Origin of the sequence: Sphingomonas sp. R647, assembly GCF_020177055.1 — a bacterium.
In the GTDB taxonomy this organism is placed as follows: Bacteria; Pseudomonadota; Alphaproteobacteria; order Sphingomonadales; family Sphingomonadaceae; genus Sphingomonas.
This window is the reverse complement of record NZ_JAIQXT010000005.1, coordinates 271,662-290,128: the sequence shown is the minus strand read 5'-3', so window position 1 is coordinate 290,128 and position 18,467 is coordinate 271,662. Positions and strand designations below refer to the sequence as shown.

Here is an 18,467-nt window from a genome sequence, read left to right as displayed (position 1 = left end):
CGGGTTTTCGCGTGCAATTGCTGCTGTTCCTCTCTGCGCTCCTCGCGAGCCTCACCGGTGTTATCGCCGGCGACCGGGATATGCGCGGATTCCCGCAGCGCAGCGACACCGCCATTTCCCGCACCGCCGACACGACTGTCGAAGCGGTGTCGCGCGTCGCGGCTGCGGTTGCCAGCCGACCCCTTGCCACCCGTGAAGCGCCCGCTGCTGCGCTGTTCGCGATCCATGACGCCCCGGCCGGCAGCTCCGCCCGCCTGACCAGCGAACGCCGGCTCGAATAGCCGCGCGCGCCGCCGCCTGTCCCTGTCTGGGGCCTGCGGCTGGCATCCATTTCGCATTCGAATCGTTGGCGCTCGCGACGCGGGCGCACACCCTGCAATTTCACACGACTGGAAATCATCATGTTCGGCGGCTTGGCCAAGTCCCTGTTCGGTTCGTCCAACGACCGGTACGTCCGTTCGCTCAACCCCATTCTCGCCAAGATCGAGGGCTTCGAACCCACGCTCAAGGCGATGTCAGACGACGAACTGGCGGCGCAGACCGTCAAGTTCCGCGAACGGCTCGCCAATGGCGAAAAGCTCGACGCGATCCTCCCCGAAGCGTTCGCGACGGTGCGTGAGGCCGGCGTCCGCGTGCTCGGCATGCGCCATTTCGACGTGCAGATGATCGGCGGCATCGTGCTGCACCGCGGTGAGATCGCGGAAATGCGGACGGGTGAGGGCAAGACGCTGGTCGCGACGCTCGCCTGCTACCTCAACGCGCTGCCCGGCAACGGCGTGCACGTCATCACCGTCAACGACTATCTCGCCCGCCGCGACTCCGAATGGATGGGTCAGATCTACCGCTTCCTCGGCCTGTCCGTCGGCGTGATCGTCCCCAACCTTGCCGACCATCAGCGGCGCGAGGCCTATGCCTCGGACATCACCTACGGCACCAACAACGAATTCGGCTTCGACTATCTGCGCGACAACATGAAGTACGACCGCGCGTCGATGGTCCAGCGCCCGTTCGCGATGGCGATCGTCGATGAAGTCGACTCGGTCCTGATCGACGAGGCGCGCACCCCGCTGATCATCTCCGGCCCGACCGACGACAAGAGCGAGCTCTATGTCGGCGTCGATGCGATCGTGAAGCAGCTGACGCCCGAGCTGTACGAGAAGGACGAGAAGCAGAAGAGCATCGTCCTGACCGAGGAGGGCATCGAAGCCGCCGAGCGGATGCTCGAGGATGCCGGGCTGCTCAAGGGCAGCAACCTCTATGATTTCGAGAACACCCAGGTGGTCCACCACCTCAACCAGTCGCTGCGCGCGAACGTCATGTACAAGCGCGACATCGACTACATCGTCAAGGACGGCAAGGTCGTCATCATCGACGAATTCACCGGCCGCATGATGGACGGCCGTCGCTGGTCGGACGGCCTGCACCAGGCGGTCGAGGCCAAGGAAGGCGTGCAGATCGAGCCTGAGAACCAGACGCTCGCCAGCATCACCTTCCAGAATTATTTCCGCATGTACCCCAAGCTCTCGGGCATGACCGGCACCGCCGCGACCGAGGCGCCCGAATTCTTCGACATCTACAAGATGAACGTCGTCACCATCCCGACCAATGTTTCGGTCAAGCGGATCGATCAGGAGGACGAGTTCTACAAGACGATGCAGGACAAGTTCATCGCCATCGCCCGCACCATTCGCGAGCATGCGGTGAAGGGCCAGCCGGTCCTCGTCGGCACCGTGTCGATCGAAAAGTCCGAATTGCTCAGCGAATATCTCACCAAGGAAGGCGTCGACCATTCGGTCCTCAACGCCCGCTTCCATGAGCAGGAGGCGCATATCGTCGCCCAGGCCGGCCGGCTCGGCGCGGTGACGATCGCGACCAACATGGCGGGCCGCGGCACCGACATTCAGCTCGGCGGCAACCTCGAATTCCGCGTCAAGGCCGAATTGGGTGAGATGCCCGAGGGGCCGGAGCGCGACGCCGCAGTGGCGCAGATCAAGGCCGAGATCGCCGCCGAAAAGGCGAAGGTGCTCGAAGCCGGCGGCCTGTTCGTGCTCGGCACCGAACGCCACGAAAGCCGCCGCATCGACAACCAGCTGCGCGGCCGTTCGGGTCGTCAGGGCGACCCCGGCCTGTCGCGCTTCTACTTGAGCCTCGACGACGATCTGCTGCGCATCTTCGGCCCGGACACGCTGTTCGCCAAGATGATGCGCAACAACATCGCCGATGGTGAGGCGATCGGCAGCAAGTGGCTGACCAAGGCGATCGAGACCGCGCAGAAAAAGGTCGAGGCGCGCAACTACGACATCCGCAAGCAGGTCGTCGAATATGATGACGTGATGAACGATCAGCGCAAGGTGATCTACGAACAGCGCGCCGATATCATGGACGCCGACACCGTCGGCGACGTGGTGGAGGATATGCGCGCCGAAGCGGTCAACGACATTGTCGGCGCCGCCTGCCCGCCCGAAACCTATCCCGAGCAATGGGATATTGAGGGGCTGAAGACCCGCGCGCACGAGATGCTGGGCATCGAGGCACCGGTCGAGGAGTGGATCGCGACGCAGGACGGCATCGAGCCCGAGGATGTCGAAACCCGCATCCGCGATCTTGCCAGCGCGCGGATCACCGCCAAGTCGGACGAGCTTGACCCGGAAACCTGGACCTCGATCGAAAAGTCGATCCTGCTCCAGAATCTCGACCATCACTGGAAGGAGCATCTCGCGATGCTCGACGCGCTGCGTCAGGTCGTCCACCTGCGTGCCTATGCGCAAAAGACGCCGATCAACGAGTATAAGCAGGAAGCGTTCGCGATGTTCGAACGCATGCTGGTCGCGATCCGTGAGGATGTGACCCGCACGATCGCCTGGGCCGAATTCCAGTTCCAGGCCCCGCCCGAACTGCCCGAACTGCCCGATTTCCTGACGACGCATATCGACCCGCTGACCGGCCTCGACAACAGCGCTGACTGGGATGCGGGCAGCGCGGGCCTGATCTCGAACCAGCTCCCCCCGATGCAGATCCCACGTCCGGCGGGCGACGCGCTCGGCGACGACCCCGCCACCTGGGAAGGCCGCGTCAACCGCAACGCGCCCTGCCCGTGCGGCTCAGGTCGCAAGTACAAGCAATGCCACGGCGCAGTGGTGTGATCGTCACCCAGCGCTGACATGAAAAAGGGCCGCCCGGTCTGACCGGGCGGCCCTTTTTCTATGTCCCCCTCCCTGGAAGGGAGGGGTTAGGGGTGGGTGGCTCTCCGCCGGGCACTCGATCGAAGCCAGTGCCGATCGGTCGCCGCAAACTGCGGCCAACCCACCCCCAGCCCCTCCCTTCCAGGGAGGGGAGCTTCTATGCGATCACCTCACCGCGGACGCTGCGGCGCGATCGACGCGCCCAGATTCTCGATCACCTCGCGCGCATTGAACGCGCGGACATTGTCGGGCTTGCGGCCCTTGCCGATCACGATCTCCGCGCTCGCCTCATAGCGTTCGACGGTGCGGATATCGATGTCGCGGTCAAAGAACGGATCGCCGCCCCATGGGCTCCAACTGCGCCAGCCCCAGCGCGGGCCGTAATAGCGCCACGACGGACCCCAGCCGCCCCACGGGCCGCTGCTGAACGGGCTGGTCGTCGCATAGGTGCGCGACTTCTTCTCGGTGTCGCGGTCGGACAGGATGAAATGGTCGCCACCGCGCTCCACCGTCAGCTGCGCGGCGCGATAGAGCAGATAGCGCTCGACCGTCTCGCGCGACGTCATGCTGTTGCCGGCAAAGGTGACGCGGAAACGATCGCTCTCGATCTGTTCGTCCCAATATCCGGTGCGCGACATGCCCATGCCGGTCGCCGGCTGATAGGGCGTCGGGGTGGCGCAGGATGCGAGCACGCTCGCGCTGGCAAGCGCAAGCGCGGCCGCCGCAATCCGCGAACGGCGTGCGTGTCTGCTGGACATCATTTTCCTCCTAAGTGCTTCGTTCTGCGGCGAATCGTGCCGATGCTGCGATGACAACGAACAGCATAGGCCAAATGTCCCTGAGCTGAACGAAACGACAGAAACCCGCTCAGCGCAAGGGGCGCGGGCGGGTGGCCGGTTCCGGCAATGTCGGAAAAAGGCTGGCTCCCCGAGTTCGAACCGAACTGCATGACTAACCCCCTGAAAAAACATAGCTGATTTGGTGATGGGGCGGGCGAGTGCCCCCGATAGCGCCCCCGGTCTGGGTTCTTCAGCCGTCGTCGATCGCGCTGGCCCGGGTGAGTTTCCACGCGAGATAGTCGCTCTCGAACCACCCGATTCGGTTGCCGCTCAGCTTGCGCTTCGGCGGAAACTGGCGGGCCAGATGGAGGCGGTTGATCGTGCGCTTCGAGAGCCCGCTGTCAGCAACGACGTCCTTCATGCTGAGAAAGCGACCGTGCGGCGCATTGGCGGCGGGCGCGATGGGTTCCTGGTTCATGGCAAGGCTCGCTGGCTGGTGTTGAGCAGTGGGGAGTCGCGCGGGATGACGCCGGCGTCGAAGAGTGCGCGGCGATAGGCGGCACGCAGGGCGGACTCGAGCTGGATGCCCAGCGTCGGAAAGCGATGGACGAGGTCGCGCAGCGCGGCCTCTTCGGCTTCGCGAAGCGCATCCGGCGTGGATCCGATGAAGAGGTTGAGCCGCGTCACCGGCTGGCCTTCCATTGAAGCCACGCCGAGGCGTGTTCGGGGCAGAGATCCTTGTCCGGCGCCGGTGATGTCGCGCAGCTCGCGCAGATCGGCCGGTCGCAGGTGCCGCTGCGATTGCGGGGCATCTTCCAGTCGCAGAGCAAAGGGGCGAGCGCTCCGCACGCGCAGCGCGCCTGGCGCGGCCGGGGGCCGCAGACGATCGCGCGGCCTCCATCGGGCAGGGTCACGTTTTGGCAGGGCATCAGAAGGGCACCACGAGGATGTCGACCGCGCGAAAGGTGCCGGCACGATCGTCCGCGTCGAGCAGGCCGTGATCGCGCAGCTCCTTCAGCCCGGCGCCGACGGTGCTCGAGGTCGGGCTGACGCCCGAGCGCTCGCAGATCTCGGCGCGGGTCAGCCACTCGCCGGCATCGACCAGCGCCTGAAGCATGCGCCCGATCGCGGGCTGGAACGCGGCGACCCAGAACGCGACGAGCTGCTCGCGGGAATCGGGGACCTCAGCCAAGGCGAGCGCGTTCGCGCCATCTGTGCTGATCCGCCAGTTACCGTTGTGGATCTGTTCGACCACGCCGCTGCCCTGGAATTCGCGGAAGTGGTGCGCCCACTGGCTCGACTTAATGCCGACCTTCGCGATCGTGGCGGCGTGCTCGATCGGGATGGCGCGAGGGTAGAAGCGCGCGAGCGTCTCGATCAGGCGACGGCTCATCTGGGCCAGGCCGGAAAGGGCAGGCGCGCCCGCAGGTTGCCGCGTGGCACTATTGCCGCCTGCGGGTGCGCCCTCCACCTTCGGCGCGGATTGACGGCCCGGTGCCGGGGTGGATTTCGTTTTTTTGCCGGCGAAGATCGCGTCGATTGTAGCGCGTTCTTCAGCCATCTCTGACGACCCGAAGCGATCGAAATCAGCTGCTGACGCCCAAGCGGCCTCCCGTACGTCCTTCAACTTGTAGATCAGGAAGTCGCGCTGCAGCTTGTAGGTGTGAGCCCGTGCGCGGGCGGTGTCTCGCTCGCGGGCGATCTCCATGGCCCTCGCCTCCGTCAGCGCGTTTGTGGCCTTGAGGTCAGCGATCTCCGCGTCGCGCTCAATCAACATCGCCGCGACATCACCACCCTTGCGGTATGCCGCGACGGGGTCGGCCGGAATGGTGTCGTCGGGAAAGCCAGAATTCTGGCTTTCTGGCTTTGGCGCCAGCGCGGCGGCGATCGCGCTGGTGTCGAGAGCGGCAAGCGGGCGCGCCTCGAGCGGTGTCTCGCCCGGCTCGGGCGTGCGCGAGCTGTCGAAGGTCGCGAGCGGCGTGGTGGTGCCACGCTCGAGCACGCCTTCAGCCGGGGAATAGATCCAGCGCTCGCCTCGGCCGAGTCCGGCGAGGCTGGCCATCACTTCGCGGCGCGCCTCGGGCGTGCCGTGGCCCTTCAGGTAATCGTCGATCGCCTTGCGGTCGGTCGGGGCGATCAGCTGGTGGGCGACGATCGTCTGCGCCTGGCTGATCACCGCCTTGGCGATCTCGGCTGTGCGTTGCGTGATCCAGGTGGGCACGAACCCGGCGACGCGGCCGCGCTTGGCGATCCAGATCAGATCCTCGCGCAGCGCGAAGCCGATATCGTCGGCGGGGCGCTCGGCCGCGAACTCGTCAGCCTCGTCCATCACCAGGTGGAAGTTGCCGCGCGGCTTGCGACGCAGCTCGGCGACGAAGTCGCGCATGAAGCGCCGCCAGTTCTTGCTGGTCTCGATCGCCGACAGATCGACGATCGCGGACACCCGCTGCTCTACGATGATGCGCGCGATCGCGGCGCCCTGGTCGGCCGTGATCGCGATGTCGCCATGCGCGCCGCCGAAGATGTAGAGCTGCGCCCCGTTCGGATCGCCCGAAGGATCCGCGCGCATGCCCCACCAGACGCCGGTCGGATCGACGATCGCGACGTGGCGATTCTGGGCGAGCAGCTGATCGACTTCGTCTTTTGCGGTTACGGTCTTGCCCGAGCCGGTGGCGCCGACGATCAGTTTTGAGGTGTCGAGGAGGGCGGTCATCGGGGACCCTCCGGAATTGGAGAGAAACCGGTCGCGACTGCGAGCATGGCGGATAGCCAGCGGATGCGCTCTTTCGCGTCTGTCAGGTTCGCGATGTGAGGGGTGAGAAAGACCGCATTCGCCAGCGCCAAGTCAGGCACGCGCGCTCGGCTGGGCGCGATATTAGGATCATCGAGCGAACGCAGGGCCATGTCGCGTCCCTCGGCGGTGGCCCAATGGCCGGGGAGCGCTTCAGGCAGATACTCCCGCGCGGTGAAGGAGGGGAACGACGGGTAACCCTCTTCCGGGTTCTGCCGCACCCAGACCAGCGCGGCGTCGATCTCCTGCTGCCACTCTTCGCGTGTTGTCGCCATGCGCAGAGCATCGCCGTGCCACGCCAGCGCCCGACGTAGGATCTCTATTTGGCGAGCGGCGGCCGGATAAGCGTTTGTCTCGGTTGCGTAGCTGAGCAATGTGCGCAGCGCCGCTCTTTCAATTTGTACGTGCTTTGTGTCGCTCGAAATCGTGCTCAGGCACGACCGGCCATGCTCGACGGCCCGATCGACAACCGCCCGCTCGATACAGGGTGACGGCGTGAGGGCGAGAATGGCGTCGGCATCGAGATAGAAGTCGCGCTTGAACGACAGCGGAAGGTTTTCCCAGTGGTCCAGCGCGTAGCTGCCGGGCTGCGGCTCGGGCAGGCGGGAAGCTGCCCGCTCTTTGAAACGCTGAAAAAGCGCCCGCGCAATCGCCTCTCGCTGTTCAAGCGCGTGGGTCATTCCGGTGAACCGCCACTGACGGCCGGAATTGCGGGTGCAGCTTCGTACCGCTCGCCACAAAACGGGCAGAAGGTCGGAAGAACGATCGCGGGGCCACCGCGTTTGCGGGTCTCGATCTTCTCTGTTTGGATCGTCGGCCTGGTATACCAAGGGCTGCTGTCGCGCGGGATCCCGAGCGTCCCGACTATGCGCGTGTTATGCTCGAGCAGCGACTTGTTGAAATTGGCAACGCAGTCGCACGGCATCGGGAGGGGCTGAGAGGCGCTCATTCCGCCGCCTCACCAAGCTCGGCCGCGATCGACGCGGGTTCGCTCGTCTGGAACTGCAGGGCGGGGTGGACCCAGCAGACGCGCTTGAGTGCGCGGGTGACGGGGGCGATTGTCTCGGCCGCCTTCAGCCCGGGCAGCTTGCGCCTGGTCGCCTCATCGAGGTGGGGATCGGCGATCTCCTGACGCTTGGCCCGGGGCAGGAGGGCGATGAAGCCGTCGGTCGGCTCCCACAACTCGCGCAGCGCCGCGTCGTCGTCGAGGCTCATTTCCCAGATCAGGTGGTCGTGGATCGGGAGGCGATAGCCGTCGAGGTTGGCGGTCCTTGCCAGCGCCATGCCAGCGACGGCGGCGGCGGCGAACTCCTTCCATTCTGCGGTCTCGTCCCGGAACGCGGCGAACGCCGCGACCGGGTCACGTTCGGCGACCGCCGCGTGCGCGCGCAGCTGGGCGAGCTGGGCGGTCCAGGCCGCGTGGGCAGGGGTCTCCGCGACCGCGCGCCGCACCGCGTCGTGCATCGTGAAGGGCGGGGCGTCGTCTGAACGGGCAAGGCCGCGGGCGCCGATCGCGCGGTGGTCATGCCCCTCGCCCAGCTCGCGGCGCAGCAGACCCCAGATCAGGTAATCGTGGCCGATTTCGCAGCCATAGTCGCCGATCAGCGCGGCGCGCAGCATCTCGCGGCGCACCGCGCGCACGATCTGGACACCCTCCTGGGTGAAACCGTGCTCACCTTTTGCCGCGTGATCGGCCTGTTGCTGGTTGGCCGATCCCTGCCCGGCATCGACCGCCAGGGCGATGGGGGCGGCAACCGTCTCGCCGATCGGGCCGGCGGAGACGAGGCGCTCCGGCTGGGGCTCCTCCGCCGCCTTCTTCGCTTTGTGGCTGGCCCACCACCAGCGCGCCTCGATCTGTCCCGATTCCTCGATCAGCACGGTGGCGTAAATGTCGCCCTCGGGAAGCTCGATCGCGCGGCGCTCTTCGATGGCGGCGATCTCTTTGCGGCAATCGGCGACCTCGACAGCGGCGGCGGTTGCCGCGGGCTCCTCGGCGCGCTTGGCCTGATATTCCAGCTCGACCAGTTCGTCGATCAGGTAGGCGAGACGGGTCGCGTCGGCGCCGGTGGTGTGGAGGGCCGGTACCAGCTCGAGATCGCGATCGACGCCGCCATAGCGCGCCTGGGGATATTCGACGGCGAAGCGCAGGTCGGCGCGGTCGGTGCGGCGGCGCAGGCTTTCGCGAACGCCCTCCAGCTTTGCCTCGGCCAGCTCGCGCAGCAGGCCGGGCTGGACGACGTGGCCGCGATGCTCGGCCGCCTCGGCGAACAGGTCGAGTTCGAATACGCCGCCGGCGGCGCGAAACTCCTGCTCGCCGACAAAGCGCAGCAGCCGCTGGTCCTCGCGATCGCCGACCTTCATCAGCAAATGGATCTTCGCGACCGTCTTGTCCCAGGTGGGCAGGTGGCCGTACGCGTCCCATGCGGCGAGCTGAAGCTGATGATCGGCGGTCGCCGCGAAGGCGCGCGCCTGGTCCTGCGTGATCGTGCCGGCGACATAGGCGGCGAAGATCGGCTCGGCGAGATCGGCAAGGCGCAGGTGCTGGCGCACCCAGGTGATGCTCTGGCCGGTGACCTCGGCGATTTCTTCAGGGGTCGCGCCCCGCTTGGTGGCGCGCCGCAGCCCCTCCATCACCTCCCAGGGCAGCAGATCGACGTGGAGCAGACCGGCGGCGCTGGAGATCTCCAGCAGCTGTGCCTCGCTCTCGATCTCGCGCACGCTGGCGTCGATCGGCCAGTCGGTTGGCAGATCGCCGCGACCGATCAGGTTGCGAATGGCGCGGAAGCGGCGGCCCCCGTCGAACACGCCGTGTTTCTTCGACCCCTTCATGGGGTGGACGGCGAGGGGAAGGATCAGGCCGACGCGCAGGATCGACGCCTCAAGCCCGGCGAGGCTCTCGATCGCGCGGCGATCCTTGCGAACGTTGAACGGCGATACGTCTAGCTGTGCAGCAGTGAAGGTTCTAACGGTCATGGACGGTCTCCGGTGCGGGAGGTCGAGGCGCGCCGGCGGGGGCTACCGCTGGCGCGCCGATTTCGGGGGACAGGGGCGGAAAGGGCTGCGCGACCGGGATTTCCGGGCGCGCAGTGGTCAATGGATTGGGGTGGTAACCGCGCCGGTGCAGGGCGGTGGCCCGCCGCATGATCCATTGGGCATGCGCCACCGTCCGGCTGACCATTTCGAGCGAGCCGGACATGCCCATGCAGTAACGGAGGCCGATCTCCTTCGAGGGAGCGAGGCCATATCCGTTCCACCCCGCGTCGAGATGCGGCGCGGCGGCGGGCAGCCAGCGATCGAGAAAGTCGTCCGGCTCCTGCTCGGGCGGATTCCAATACAGCTCGTCGCGCCGCTGCCACTCTGCCACCATGGCGATCGTCTCGGGGCGGGCGTCGCCCATTACCCGCGCCCCGCAACGTGATCGACGGACGCGATTATGCGGATCGCGATCGGGTCGAGCGCCACTCCGCTATGACGAAACAGGTGCGCGCCGAGGCCGATACAGAAGGGCGTAATGGCTAGCTCGGTCCAGAGCTGCCCGTTGCGCAGGCGCGCCTCGTACTTCGTCCAGACCGGGGGGACCGGGTCGGTCCCGTCGCCGCGCAGCTTTGTCCAAGGCCCAGCGCGCATCACAGCACCTCGTAGCTGGCGATGTCGAAGGGGTGGCCGGTGCAGGCCCAGCTGGCACCGCCCTTGCCGTCGGCGGGCCAATCGTGCTCCTCACCATTGACCAGGGGCACGCGAACGCGCTTGCCGATCGCCTCCGGGGGCAGGAGGCCAGGATTCGGTTTCACCGGGTGTGACCCGTCGCGATCGATCCGATGCCGAGGGCGTCGGCCTTTGCGCGCTGGCGGAAAGTCTCGCCGCCGCAGCCGAATGGATCCGTCGTACTGCCGCCGAGCGTGCGCCAGAAAGGATCGATGTCCTCGAGCTGGAGCAGCAGCTGCGGCGGATTGACCCCCGCCCGATACGCGTCGCGATCGAGGGCGTGGGGCGTGCCCGGGTAGAGTACGGGTTCGGACATCAGCGATCTCCCAGTTGAGCGTCGATCGCCTGCAGGTCGGCGATCAGGCTGCGCAGGCCGGCGCGGGAAAGGATCGTGACCAGGCCGTCCGGTTCGCCGTTGCCGCCGAACTGAACGAGCGCGACGTCGCCGACCGGCTTCGCATGAGCCCAAGCCAGGTGCGTGCCGCGTGCGATCGGGGCGACGGCCTCGTGCCCGCTGGGGTGGGGGACGATGCACCTGTCCCCGGAGCTGAGCAGGACGATCGGCCGGGCCATCGGCGCGAAGTCGGCGCGCAGCGGGCAGGCGCGGTCGCGCGGCCAGATCGGCGTCTCGATCTCGCGCTCCTGCGCGGCGGGGGTGCGGAGAGCGCCCATCACTGCATCCCCAGCGCGGCGCGGTAGACCTCGAGCAGCGCGTCTTGCTCGTCGAGCTGGTGCTTCTCCATCTTCCGCAGCCGGATGACGGTGCGCATGATCTTCGCGTCGAACCCGGTCGCCTTGGCCTCGCCATAGACGTCCTTGATGTCCTCGCTGATCCCCTTCTTTTCTTCCTCGAGCCGCTCGATGCGCTCGATCAGCAGCCGCAGCTGCTCGGCGGAGATGCTATCGCTCATTGCAAAGCACCTCGCGCCTTGAGGACACGGTTGCGCAGATAGTCGCACGCTCGGTCGGTCAGCAGATCGTCCTGGTCTTCGTCGGTGTGGGGGTGCGGTATTGCCTTCGCGCAATAATCTAGGTGCGCTTTGAGCATCCCCGCCGCGAGATCGCGGGCATCGTAGCGATCATCATGGGCGAGCTGGTGCTCGGCAAGCGCAGCGGCGGCGTCGATGAACGCAGTGACCTTATCCGCGATTTCGCTGATCAGCGTAAGATCGAGACCATTAAACAGGGGATGGCTCATAGCACGGGCACTCCAGAGCCGGCGGAAAGGAGCAGGGCGATGACGGTGCCGAGGGCGAGGCCGATCAGGACGCGCGCCGCGACCCCGTTCCAGTCCAGCGCGCTATCGTCCTGATTGCAGCAGCTGCAGTCGATCGGATGGAGGTCCGTCGTTCGGCGTGGCTCGTCATGGGGGCGGGCGTGTCGCATCAGCGCTTGTCCTCCTGTTTGAGCTGCCAGAGCAGCGCGAGGATGATTAGGAAGGCGGCGATCGCGGCGGCGATCACTGCCTCGGCCGGTCGGCGCAAGGCGGCGAGCGCGACGGCGATTCCGACGACGATCGTCGCGGCGTGCGCCGCGCGGATGGCCCGGCGCGCCTTCATGCCGCGCGGGTTTCAGGCTGGAGGGCGGCGGCGGCGGCCTGCGACGGGGTGCAGGCGCTGCACAGATCGGGTTCGACCCAGTGGCAGCCGATCCATTGCCCGCCCTGGCCTCCGCAATTGCAGGCATCATGCTCGCTGCACGCGCAGCGGCGGCACAGCCGGGGCCACGCCCGGGTGGTGTCGCCGGCGGCGATGTCGATCAAGCGCACGAGCACTTCGGGGTCGAAGCGGAACGAACCCTGTTCCTCGGCAGCGCGCATCAGCGATCCGATGACGTCGTCGCCGATCGGCGCGATGTCGGCCTCGATCGAGCGCAGCAGATCGGCGCGCGAGGCGAGCGGAAGGCTCGGCTCGGTGCGGACCAGGGCGGCGACGTCGTCGATCGACAGGCGCTGCGCCTCACGCCGAATGCGGAGGTAGGTTCCGGGGCTGGGCAGGGTGCTGGTCATGGGGCGTTCCAGGCAAAGCGATATCGTTCCCGCCGGAGGGAGCGGCGGGTCCGTGTTTCGGTGAGGGCGGGGGCGATCAGCCGGTCAGGCCGGCGACCGCATCGTCATTCAGAGCGGGCGGCACCTCCGCGCCGCTTTCAAGCCGCTTGGGCTGATCGTCGTTGGCATGTGCCCGGCGCGCGCGCGGCGCGGCGAACGGCAGCTCGACCGAGGGGTCAGGGCTGGCGCTGGGCGAGATCTGATGCGTGATGCCGCTGCTCGCGCCAAAGGATGCACCGCAAGCGGGATTCCTGCACTGCAGTACCTTTTGCTTGAAAAGCGGCGTTACCGATCGGCTCGACCGGGTGGCGAGATGATGGCCGCAGTGCGGGCATTTTGCTCGCTCCTTATCGGCTCCGAAGTCGTTGGGCTGGCTTGTCATGCGCCTCCCTCCCCGGGGGCTACACGCGCACCGTCGCCGAAAGACCCCGCGCCCTTCTTCAAGGCGGCGAGCGTGTCCGTGTTGGCGCTGATCGCATCGACTTGCTCCCGGATCGCGGTCGCAAAGTCGGCGTCGGTCGCGCCGGGAAGGGCGCAGGCGATTGCCGCCTGCGCCGCTTCCGCTCCCTCCACGATCGAGATCTGGACGCGCCGCGCGATCTCCGCCTGAGTGGCGAAGACGTCGGCCCGATCGATCTCGAGCTGGAGGGCATAGGTCTGAAAGATCGGCGCGCCTTCGCCACCGTTCTGCTGGAACAAGATGTCGAGCGTGATGGCGTCACGCGCGCTGATTTCTTCGGGCGTGTCGGGATCACCGTAGTTGCGCACGGTGCGCTCGGCCTTGCCGATCGCGTCGCCCATGGCGAGCCAGCCACCCTCAACGAGACCGGCAATGCGGTCCAGCGCGGCGTTGATCGACAGGGGCGGGCGGACCTTGGTCATGGTGCGGTCGAGCCCCAAGCCACGATCGACAACCCCAAAGCGATGATCGCGAGACCAACGGCGAGGCCGAGCAGCCTCACTCCGCGAACGAACTGGGGGTGATAGACATCGGCGCAAGATGACGCTGGCATACGAGTGAGGGCGAACACACCCGCGAACCACAAGGAGATAGCCGCGACCGCCAGCACGATCGAAAGAAGGTCGGCCGCGCCGGTCACCGTGCGCATCCCACGCTGGTGGCGCCGGCGTTCGACGCGGGGCGCACGGCCATGCGCGCGGCGCCGGGACGGGCCGCGCGCCCGAAACGGGAAAGCCGCGCCGATGACACGAGGCCATCGGCGCGGAGGTTGACCGCGCGTGTTGCGAAGCGCGCAGGCCAGGGAAAGGAGGCTGCAAAAGCGGACGCCGACCGCAAGAGACGATCGGCGCCCGCCTTGTTACGCAGTACATGGCGAGCAAGGGGCACCGCGCGGCGACCGGGAAGCAACAGCGCGGCGTTCCGGTCCGCTCGCCGGGGACCGAAGGGGGGAAAGGTAGGTGAGCGCAGAGCAGCTGCAGTCGAGCCACTGGACGGCAAGCCGGTCATCGGCATGCCCCCTCGAGGCCGTCGCTTGCGAGATTTTTGCGCGGCAGCGGCGGATCCTTGATGCCCAACGCCACCGCGACTTCGTGCTGCGCGCCGGTCGTGCACGGGCGAGTTCCGCTCAACACCTTCTGCACGGTGTCGACCGCGAAGCCATTTTCCCGAGCCCAGTCCGCAAAGGTCTTGCCCTCGCTGTCGAGTCGGGCGCGGGCGGCACTCAACCGCGCGGGATCGGGGCGCTGCGCCCTAGGGCGACCGCGCTTTGTGATCCCGATCTTGGCAGAGGCCGATTCCATGCTATGCCCTAATTACCGTCTATTTCGGGCGTGATTGCACACGCACGTTGTCACGTCAAGGGATCTATGAGCACGGACGTTGTCAGTTTGTCCGATGTCGGCGCGCGCCTTCGCTCTGAGCGGGAGCGGTTGGGCGTGAATCAGGAGGCTTTCGGACTGATCGGCGGCGTGACCCGGAATTCCCAGGCCACCTACGAGGCGGGCCGGCGCCCGTGCGATGCCAGCTATCTGCTCTCGTTACTGCAGCAGGGCATCGATGTCGGCTTCATCATTACCGGCACGCGCGCCAGCGACCAGATCGCCGCCGATGAGGCAGAGCTTCTGGACTGCTTTCGCAGTCTGGTGCCTGGCGAACGCATGGCGCTGCTGACGATCGCGCGATCGATGCGCGGGCACCCTGCGCCGTCCAACCGGGTCCATGCGACCACGGGCAGCTATCACGGGGAGAGCGAGAGCTGAAAGTTCGACCGCTCCAAGATTTACTCCGAATAACCGACCCTTGCGGCACGTTCCTCCGAAACGGGGGGGGCGAATGGGGTCGGAGCGACGGCGCCGGTATGGGCGTTGAAATATCTGGAGCTGGAATTGCGCGAGTATTTCGACCGGCTAGACCGCGCCGAGCAGATCGCGCTGGTCCAAGTGGCGAGATCGATGGCGAGCAGTAAGTCTGCGCCCGAGCGGCGCAGATGGACACCGGTCAGCTTTATGCCGGCGACAATGGGGCAGGGCCGGAGATCAGGAGGGGGACGGGATGAAGCCGGACGAGCGTAAGTGCCCGCAATGTGCGGAGGCGATCAAGATCGACGCCAGGATCTGCAAGCACTGCGGTCACGTGATGAGTGATGGCGAGATTGCAGCCGGCAAAGCAGCCAAGCGCAGGGAACTGTGGCAGGGCGGAATCGGCTGCCTAGTGCTGGTAATCCTTGCGGGCCTTGCCGTAGCAATGTGCAGTGGCGGAGAATCGCCTCCACCCAAAACTCCCCAGGAGGTCGATCCGCTCATCAAGGCGGCGACGTACATGGGGCCGAACCTCAATATCGACATGGATCTTGGCGCGACGGGCGACTTGCCTGTCGAGCGCGCAGGCGAAGCGGTCGAAAAGCTGGGGAAGGCGCTCAAGTCGGGGATGCCCGGCCCGACGGCTGAAACCAAGTATGTGCAGGTGGTCGTTCGCGGCCCGACGCTCGGTCGTTTGGGGGAAGAGGACACAAGCAAATATTTTCAGATGCGCTTTTCTGTGAGCGACCTGAGGCGCGCGAACTATGACAATTTGACCTGGTTCGACATTCTCAATCTAGCAGATGAAATCTACATCGCTCGGGTGGCGGATCCAGCTGTCGCGCAGTTCTGCACAAGCTACGCCGACGGGGCTCGAAACTTCTGTCGGCAAGCCTTGTGACCGCGATCGGTGCCATCGCGATCACCGCCACCGCCCTCGCCTTTCAGCTCCCCTGTTTGACTGATGCTGAAATAGAGCAGGCGATCGGTGCGCAGATCAGGAGCGGCGTGGCGGTGGTGAGCACGGCGGGTCTTCGCAGTGCACCGCTCTGCTCCGCAAAGACGCTCGCGCAGCGGATCCAGGAGATGCGGCGCGAAGCGTTCCCCGAGCCGATCCGACGGTCTTTTGCCGAAGAGACGGAGGAGGCGGCGCCTCCCGCCCGGGCTGCCGCGCCTGTTGCGCTGGCGGTGCCCATACCGGTCGAAAGGCCAAAGGTTGTAGTGACTCAACCGACGACCCGCCCGCGGAGGGCGGCAGACCCGGCGCCGCGCGCCGGCGCGCGCCGCGCTCAGCGATCGAGCGGAGCGAGTTACTATGCGAATTGCAGCGCTGTGCGCGCCGCCGGTGCAGCGCCTATCCGCCGGGGCCAGTCGGGCTATAGTCGAAAACTTGACCGGGACGGCGATGGGGTCGCCTGCGAGTGAGCTACAGGAAAAGCCAAGCTATTTTCGTTGGAGATTGCCGTGAGTGATGACGAACCCGACCGGTTTTACTTTGAAGTCGACGAAATAGCGCTCGATCGACCTCTAACGGTCCGCGAGGCGCTCTTGCTCACGAACAGCCTATCGAACCTCAGCGCGACTATTGCGCATGCGCTCGTTGCCAATGCCGCAGAAAACAAGCCGCAGCTAACCGAAAAGCTCGACGAGGTGATCTCTCGACTCACCAACTACCAAAGGCTGATGGGAAGATTGGCCGTCGCAAGGGAGCCGCTCGATGGTTGACACGCGCAATCAGCCGATATGGGCAGAACTGAGCGAGTTACGGGCCAAGGTGCGCGAATATGAAGACGCCGGATTGAAAGGCGGCGGAGGAGGGGGCACATCAGGCGGGATGACGGATGATTGGAAGGCAAGCGTCGAGACCCAGCTCGCCAGGCTGCACGGCGATATCCGCGCCATGCTGCGTATTGGCGTAGCGTCGGTCGTCGCTTTGGCCGCGATGGTCGGCGGCCTATATTTCTACATCGACCAAAAGGACGATGCGCGGATGGCGACCCTACACGCTATGCAAGTCGAGCAGACCAAAATCTCCGCGAAGCTCGACGCGGTGCTTGAGCTACGCGAACAGTCCAAAGCTGAGCGAGCGCCTCGCCAAGCGGAGCGCTGAGTGAGCAACCCTCTCAACGGCATCGACGCCGATCGATGGTATCTCGTCTGGCTGGCGGTCAGCGTCGTGCTCCTCGTCGCGTCGATCGCCGCCGATAAGCCGCTCTATGCGGGCCTGTGTGCGGGGCTGACGGCGATCGGGATGGGAGAGACCATCAACCACCCTCTCCGCCAAGGGTTCGTCCCGGGTTACGAAGTGACCATCAGAACCAGAAGTCCCAAATTCCTGGGGTGGCTGCTCGATATCGTCGGTGTCGGCCTCCTGTGCTGGTTCACGTACAAGCTGGCGGTAGCCTAACCCCGCGTCTCCAGCTTCAGCTTCGTCCGGAAGCCTTTTTTGGTGAGCTCGTGGCTGACCTCACTGATTAGCCATTTGTGGGCATCTATCTCGTCTTTGAAGCCGCTGACGGTGCAGGGGCGATCGGGATAGAGGGCAGCGTTGCCGATCGCGAGGTTCAGTTCGAGCTCGGCCGCGCCGCGGGCGACGCGGCGCGCCTCGGCTGACGCGGCTTCCAGCGCCGCACTCTCGCTCGCATAGACGCGGCGCAGCCGCTTTTTCTTCCCCTGGCCGGATCCGGCGCTGACGGTCTTGCGGCCGCCGACGTCGCTGTCGTGCCACCGCGCCTCGGCGCCGCCATATTTCGAGCGTTCGAGCCGCCGATAATCGTGGCGATCGCCGGCGCCACGGCCGATGACGGTGTCGGGAATTGACTGCCCGCCGGGAGTCTGCCCCTTACCCTTGGCGTTGAAGATCAGCTTGCCTGCCTTCACCGTCGCGACCGCATCGTATCGGCGGCCGAGTTCGCGCACCAAGGCCATGTCGCTCTTTTCATGGCTGGCGAGCGCCGGGATCTGGACGCCGCGCAGATCGGGATCGATCGACAGCTGCAGCCCGTTTGCGCCGGCGAGCTCGCCCAGGACATCGCCGAGCGTCGTATCGGTCCAGCTGCGCTCGCGCCGCACGCGGTAGTCGCCGGTCAGATCGGCGGAGCGGGCGCGGACAGTGACCTGATCTGGCGGGCCGGAGTGGCTTGCCTCATCGACCTTGAAGCGACCCTTGTCGATCAACCCGGGCGCAACGCCGGTGCCCTGCTTCCACCCGAGTTGGACAGTGATGACGGCCCCTTCCTTCGGGATCGCGAGCTTTCCGTCGGTGTCATTGAGGACGAGGTCGAGCTGATCGGCCGAGCCGTCGCGCTTCTCCTCGAGGCGCAATGAAATCAGGCGGGCCGCGACGGTAGGCGTGATGTCCTTGCCGTCGACGGTCAGTCGGTAATCGGGGATCAGGGCACTACTCGTCGCCATTCGGCACCCGCCCGAACCCGATCAACTTGCCGCCGTCATATTGAGCGCAGATCGGCCCCCAACCAGCCCGAGGTCCATCTTCATAGCGACCCGCGAAGCCGTTCAGCAGCCCAAGGATGCCGCAGACTGCGACATCATCGACAATCCCGGCCTGTATTGTGGGATGGTCCACGACTCCCGAGTTACACGGAAGGCGCGTGTCGACCAGGGCGGCGGTGAATCCCGGGTCGAGCGCAAGAAGCTGGTTCAAGAATTCAATGATGTCATCGGTCGCAGGATGAAGTGTCACT

At 66.1% G+C, this 18,467-nt stretch carries 29 protein-coding genes; 8 read left to right on the top strand and 21 right to left on the bottom strand.

What is annotated here, in order from left to right; translation table 11 throughout:
• Window positions 1-11: 11 nt before the first annotated feature.
• Together K9B35_RS14485 and secA are read left to right on the top strand one after the other, a co-directional pair.
• Window positions 12-281 (top strand): hypothetical protein, encoded by a 270-nt coding sequence (locus K9B35_RS14485; protein WP_224922644.1) that lies wholly within the window; start codon window positions 12-14, stop codon window positions 279-281.
• A gap of 120 nt (window positions 282-401) precedes the next feature.
• Window positions 402-3,143: a preprotein translocase subunit SecA gene (secA, locus tag K9B35_RS14480; RefSeq protein ID WP_224922642.1), complete on the top strand. Its 2,742-nt coding sequence runs from the start codon at window positions 402-404 to the stop codon at window positions 3,141-3,143.
• 209 nt (window positions 3,144-3,352) lie between these two features.
• On the opposite strand, the gene K9B35_RS14475 is transcribed toward secA, so the two are convergent.
• The 19 genes from K9B35_RS14475 to K9B35_RS14385 all read right to left on the bottom strand — a co-directional run bounded on the left by K9B35_RS14475 (window position 3,353) and on the right by K9B35_RS14385 (window position 14,265).
• The gene (locus K9B35_RS14475) at window positions 3,353-3,940 is read right to left on the bottom strand and encodes a CC0125/CC1285 family lipoprotein (protein WP_224922640.1); all 588 of its coding nucleotides are present in this window, start codon (window positions 3,938-3,940) and stop codon (window positions 3,353-3,355) included.
• Window positions 3,941-4,211: 271 nt separating this feature from the next.
• Window positions 4,212-4,439 carry a helix-turn-helix transcriptional regulator gene (locus tag K9B35_RS14470; RefSeq protein ID WP_224922638.1) on the bottom strand — a complete coding sequence of 76 codons (228 nt, stop codon included), beginning with the start codon at window positions 4,437-4,439 and terminating at the stop codon, window positions 4,212-4,214.
• Window positions 4,436-4,663, bottom strand: a complete 228-nt coding sequence (locus K9B35_RS14465) for a hypothetical protein (protein ID WP_224922637.1) — start codon at window positions 4,661-4,663, stop codon at window positions 4,436-4,438. Before K9B35_RS14465 ends, K9B35_RS14470 begins: the two co-directional genes overlap by 4 nt.
• A gap of 226 nt (window positions 4,664-4,889) precedes the next feature.
• Window positions 4,890-6,674 (bottom strand): type IV secretory system conjugative DNA transfer family protein, encoded by a 1,785-nt coding sequence (locus K9B35_RS14460; RefSeq protein ID WP_224922635.1) that lies wholly within the window; start codon window positions 6,672-6,674, stop codon window positions 4,890-4,892.
• Window positions 6,671-7,432: a hypothetical protein gene (locus K9B35_RS14455; protein WP_224922633.1), complete on the bottom strand. Its 762-nt coding sequence runs from the start codon at window positions 7,430-7,432 to the stop codon at window positions 6,671-6,673. Before K9B35_RS14455 ends, K9B35_RS14460 begins: the two co-directional genes overlap by 4 nt.
• A gap of 265 nt (window positions 7,433-7,697) precedes the next feature.
• Complete coding sequence (locus tag K9B35_RS14450) at window positions 7,698-9,725, bottom strand: ParB/RepB/Spo0J family partition protein (protein WP_224922631.1); 2,028 nt, start codon at window positions 9,723-9,725, stop codon at window positions 7,698-7,700.
• Window positions 9,715-10,149: a hypothetical protein gene (locus K9B35_RS14445; protein ID WP_224922629.1), complete on the bottom strand. Its 435-nt coding sequence runs from the start codon at window positions 10,147-10,149 to the stop codon at window positions 9,715-9,717. The genes K9B35_RS14450 and K9B35_RS14445 overlap by 11 nt, the downstream gene beginning before the upstream one ends.
• Window positions 10,149-10,379 (bottom strand): hypothetical protein, encoded by a 231-nt coding sequence (locus K9B35_RS14440; RefSeq protein ID WP_224922628.1) that lies wholly within the window; start codon window positions 10,377-10,379, stop codon window positions 10,149-10,151. Before K9B35_RS14440 ends, K9B35_RS14445 begins: the two co-directional genes overlap by 1 nt.
• A complete protein-coding gene (locus K9B35_RS14435; RefSeq protein WP_224922626.1) occupies window positions 10,379-10,543 on the bottom strand; it encodes a hypothetical protein in 165 nt (54 codons plus the stop codon). The genes K9B35_RS14440 and K9B35_RS14435 overlap by 1 nt, the downstream gene beginning before the upstream one ends.
• Window positions 10,540-10,773, bottom strand: coding sequence for a hypothetical protein (locus tag K9B35_RS14430; protein WP_224922624.1), 234 nt, complete (start codon window positions 10,771-10,773; stop codon window positions 10,540-10,542). The genes K9B35_RS14435 and K9B35_RS14430 overlap by 4 nt, the downstream gene beginning before the upstream one ends.
• Window positions 10,773-11,129: a hypothetical protein gene (locus K9B35_RS14425; RefSeq protein WP_224922622.1), complete on the bottom strand. Its 357-nt coding sequence runs from the start codon at window positions 11,127-11,129 to the stop codon at window positions 10,773-10,775. Before K9B35_RS14425 ends, K9B35_RS14430 begins: the two co-directional genes overlap by 1 nt.
• Window positions 11,129-11,368, bottom strand: a complete 240-nt coding sequence (locus K9B35_RS14420; RefSeq protein ID WP_224922621.1) for a DUF2312 domain-containing protein — start codon at window positions 11,366-11,368, stop codon at window positions 11,129-11,131. Before K9B35_RS14420 ends, K9B35_RS14425 begins: the two co-directional genes overlap by 1 nt.
• Window positions 11,365-11,655 carry a hypothetical protein gene (locus K9B35_RS14415; RefSeq protein WP_224922619.1) on the bottom strand — a complete coding sequence of 97 codons (291 nt, stop codon included), beginning with the start codon at window positions 11,653-11,655 and terminating at the stop codon, window positions 11,365-11,367. The genes K9B35_RS14420 and K9B35_RS14415 overlap by 4 nt, the downstream gene beginning before the upstream one ends.
• A 187-nt stretch (window positions 11,656-11,842) precedes the next feature.
• Entirely contained in the window at window positions 11,843-12,016 is a 174-nt protein-coding gene (locus tag K9B35_RS14410; RefSeq protein WP_224922618.1) for a hypothetical protein, read from the bottom strand.
• The gene (locus tag K9B35_RS14405) at window positions 12,013-12,465 is read right to left on the bottom strand and encodes a helix-turn-helix domain-containing protein (RefSeq protein WP_224922616.1); all 453 of its coding nucleotides are present in this window, start codon (window positions 12,463-12,465) and stop codon (window positions 12,013-12,015) included. The genes K9B35_RS14410 and K9B35_RS14405 overlap by 4 nt, the downstream gene beginning before the upstream one ends.
• Window positions 12,466-12,541: 76 nt before the next feature.
• A complete protein-coding gene (locus tag K9B35_RS14400; RefSeq protein WP_224922614.1) occupies window positions 12,542-12,886 on the bottom strand; it encodes an ogr/Delta-like zinc finger family protein in 345 nt (114 codons plus the stop codon).
• Complete coding sequence (locus tag K9B35_RS14395) at window positions 12,883-13,386, bottom strand: hypothetical protein (RefSeq protein ID WP_224922613.1); 504 nt, start codon at window positions 13,384-13,386, stop codon at window positions 12,883-12,885. The genes K9B35_RS14400 and K9B35_RS14395 overlap by 4 nt, the downstream gene beginning before the upstream one ends.
• Window positions 13,383-13,604: a hypothetical protein gene (locus tag K9B35_RS14390; protein ID WP_224922611.1), complete on the bottom strand. Its 222-nt coding sequence runs from the start codon at window positions 13,602-13,604 to the stop codon at window positions 13,383-13,385. Before K9B35_RS14390 ends, K9B35_RS14395 begins: the two co-directional genes overlap by 4 nt.
• Window positions 13,605-13,968: 364 nt before the next feature.
• Window positions 13,969-14,265 (bottom strand): hypothetical protein, encoded by a 297-nt coding sequence (locus tag K9B35_RS14385; protein WP_224922609.1) that lies wholly within the window; start codon window positions 14,263-14,265, stop codon window positions 13,969-13,971.
• A 66-nt stretch (window positions 14,266-14,331) separates the two neighbouring features.
• Between K9B35_RS14385 and K9B35_RS14380 the strand changes: the two genes are divergently transcribed.
• The 6 genes from K9B35_RS14380 (at window position 14,332) to K9B35_RS14355 (ending at window position 17,170) form a co-directional block, all read left to right on the top strand.
• Window positions 14,332-14,724 carry a helix-turn-helix domain-containing protein gene (locus K9B35_RS14380; protein ID WP_224922607.1) on the top strand — a complete coding sequence of 131 codons (393 nt, stop codon included), beginning with the start codon at window positions 14,332-14,334 and terminating at the stop codon, window positions 14,722-14,724.
• A gap of 292 nt (window positions 14,725-15,016) precedes the next feature.
• Window positions 15,017-15,664, top strand: a complete 648-nt coding sequence (locus K9B35_RS14375) for a zinc ribbon domain-containing protein (protein WP_224922605.1) — start codon at window positions 15,017-15,019, stop codon at window positions 15,662-15,664.
• Window positions 15,665-15,849: 185 nt separating this feature from the next.
• Window positions 15,850-16,188, top strand: coding sequence for an excalibur calcium-binding domain-containing protein (locus K9B35_RS14370; protein WP_224922896.1), 339 nt, complete (start codon window positions 15,850-15,852; stop codon window positions 16,186-16,188).
• A 39-nt stretch (window positions 16,189-16,227) separates the two neighbouring features.
• Window positions 16,228-16,488: a hypothetical protein gene (locus tag K9B35_RS14365; RefSeq protein ID WP_224922603.1), complete on the top strand. Its 261-nt coding sequence runs from the start codon at window positions 16,228-16,230 to the stop codon at window positions 16,486-16,488.
• Window positions 16,481-16,873: a hypothetical protein gene (locus tag K9B35_RS14360; protein ID WP_224922602.1), complete on the top strand. Its 393-nt coding sequence runs from the start codon at window positions 16,481-16,483 to the stop codon at window positions 16,871-16,873. The genes K9B35_RS14365 and K9B35_RS14360 overlap by 8 nt, the downstream gene beginning before the upstream one ends.
• Window positions 16,874-17,170: a hypothetical protein gene (locus tag K9B35_RS14355; RefSeq protein ID WP_224922600.1), complete on the top strand. Its 297-nt coding sequence runs from the start codon at window positions 16,874-16,876 to the stop codon at window positions 17,168-17,170.
• Here the strand turns inward: K9B35_RS14355 and K9B35_RS14350 are convergent.
• Together K9B35_RS14350 and K9B35_RS14345 are read right to left on the bottom strand one after the other, a co-directional pair.
• Complete coding sequence (locus K9B35_RS14350; protein WP_224922598.1) at window positions 17,167-18,177, bottom strand: contractile injection system protein, VgrG/Pvc8 family; 1,011 nt, start codon at window positions 18,175-18,177, stop codon at window positions 17,167-17,169. The two genes, K9B35_RS14355 and K9B35_RS14350, sit on opposite strands and share 4 nt — an antisense overlap.
• A complete protein-coding gene (locus K9B35_RS14345) occupies window positions 18,164-18,466 on the bottom strand; it encodes a hypothetical protein (RefSeq protein WP_224922597.1) in 303 nt (100 codons plus the stop codon). Before K9B35_RS14345 ends, K9B35_RS14350 begins: the two co-directional genes overlap by 14 nt.
• Window position 18,467: the final 1 nt, after the last annotated feature.

Coding starts and splice junctions, on each gene's coding strand:
- K9B35_RS14455 (WP_224922633.1), bottom strand. CDS start 7,432: ATGACCCACGCGCTTGAACAGCGAGAGGCGATTGCGCGGGCGCTTTTT.
- K9B35_RS14420 (WP_224922621.1), bottom strand. CDS start 11,368: ATGAGCGATAGCATCTCCGCCGAGCAGCTGCGGCTGCTGATCGAGCGC.
- K9B35_RS14440 (WP_224922628.1), bottom strand. CDS start 10,379: ATGCGCGCTGGGCCTTGGACAAAGCTGCGCGGCGACGGGACCGACCCG.
- K9B35_RS14395 (WP_224922613.1), bottom strand. CDS start 13,386: ATGACCAAGGTCCGCCCGCCCCTGTCGATCAACGCCGCGCTGGACCGC.
- K9B35_RS14465 (WP_224922637.1), bottom strand. CDS start 4,663: ATGGAAGGCCAGCCGGTGACGCGGCTCAACCTCTTCATCGGATCCACG.
- secA (WP_224922642.1), top strand. CDS start 402: ATGTTCGGCGGCTTGGCCAAGTCCCTGTTCGGTTCGTCCAACGACCGG.
- K9B35_RS14380 (WP_224922607.1), top strand. CDS start 14,332: ATGAGCACGGACGTTGTCAGTTTGTCCGATGTCGGCGCGCGCCTTCGC.
- K9B35_RS14410 (WP_224922618.1), bottom strand. CDS start 12,016: ATGAAGGCGCGCCGGGCCATCCGCGCGGCGCACGCCGCGACGATCGTC.
- K9B35_RS14370 (WP_224922896.1), top strand. CDS start 15,850: ATGCGGCGCGAAGCGTTCCCCGAGCCGATCCGACGGTCTTTTGCCGAA.
- K9B35_RS14450 (WP_224922631.1), bottom strand. CDS start 9,725: ATGACCGTTAGAACCTTCACTGCTGCACAGCTAGACGTATCGCCGTTC.
- K9B35_RS14430 (WP_224922624.1), bottom strand. CDS start 10,773: ATGTCCGAACCCGTACTCTACCCGGGCACGCCCCACGCCCTCGATCGC.
- K9B35_RS14385 (WP_224922609.1), bottom strand. CDS start 14,265: ATGGAATCGGCCTCTGCCAAGATCGGGATCACAAAGCGCGGTCGCCCT.
- K9B35_RS14350 (WP_224922598.1), bottom strand. CDS start 18,177: ATGGCGACGAGTAGTGCCCTGATCCCCGATTACCGACTGACCGTCGAC.
- K9B35_RS14360 (WP_224922602.1), top strand. CDS start 16,481: ATGGTTGACACGCGCAATCAGCCGATATGGGCAGAACTGAGCGAGTTA.
- K9B35_RS14425 (WP_224922622.1), bottom strand. CDS start 11,129: ATGGGCGCTCTCCGCACCCCCGCCGCGCAGGAGCGCGAGATCGAGACG.
- K9B35_RS14460 (WP_224922635.1), bottom strand. CDS start 6,674: ATGACCGCCCTCCTCGACACCTCAAAACTGATCGTCGGCGCCACCGGC.
- K9B35_RS14445 (WP_224922629.1), bottom strand. CDS start 10,149: ATGGGCGACGCCCGCCCCGAGACGATCGCCATGGTGGCAGAGTGGCAG.
- K9B35_RS14405 (WP_224922616.1), bottom strand. CDS start 12,465: ATGACCAGCACCCTGCCCAGCCCCGGAACCTACCTCCGCATTCGGCGT.
- K9B35_RS14475 (WP_224922640.1), bottom strand. CDS start 3,940: ATGTCCAGCAGACACGCACGCCGTTCGCGGATTGCGGCGGCCGCGCTT.
- K9B35_RS14375 (WP_224922605.1), top strand. CDS start 15,017: ATGAAGCCGGACGAGCGTAAGTGCCCGCAATGTGCGGAGGCGATCAAG.
- K9B35_RS14470 (WP_224922638.1), bottom strand. CDS start 4,439: ATGAACCAGGAACCCATCGCGCCCGCCGCCAATGCGCCGCACGGTCGC.
- K9B35_RS14400 (WP_224922614.1), bottom strand. CDS start 12,886: ATGACAAGCCAGCCCAACGACTTCGGAGCCGATAAGGAGCGAGCAAAA.
- K9B35_RS14415 (WP_224922619.1), bottom strand. CDS start 11,655: ATGAGCCATCCCCTGTTTAATGGTCTCGATCTTACGCTGATCAGCGAA.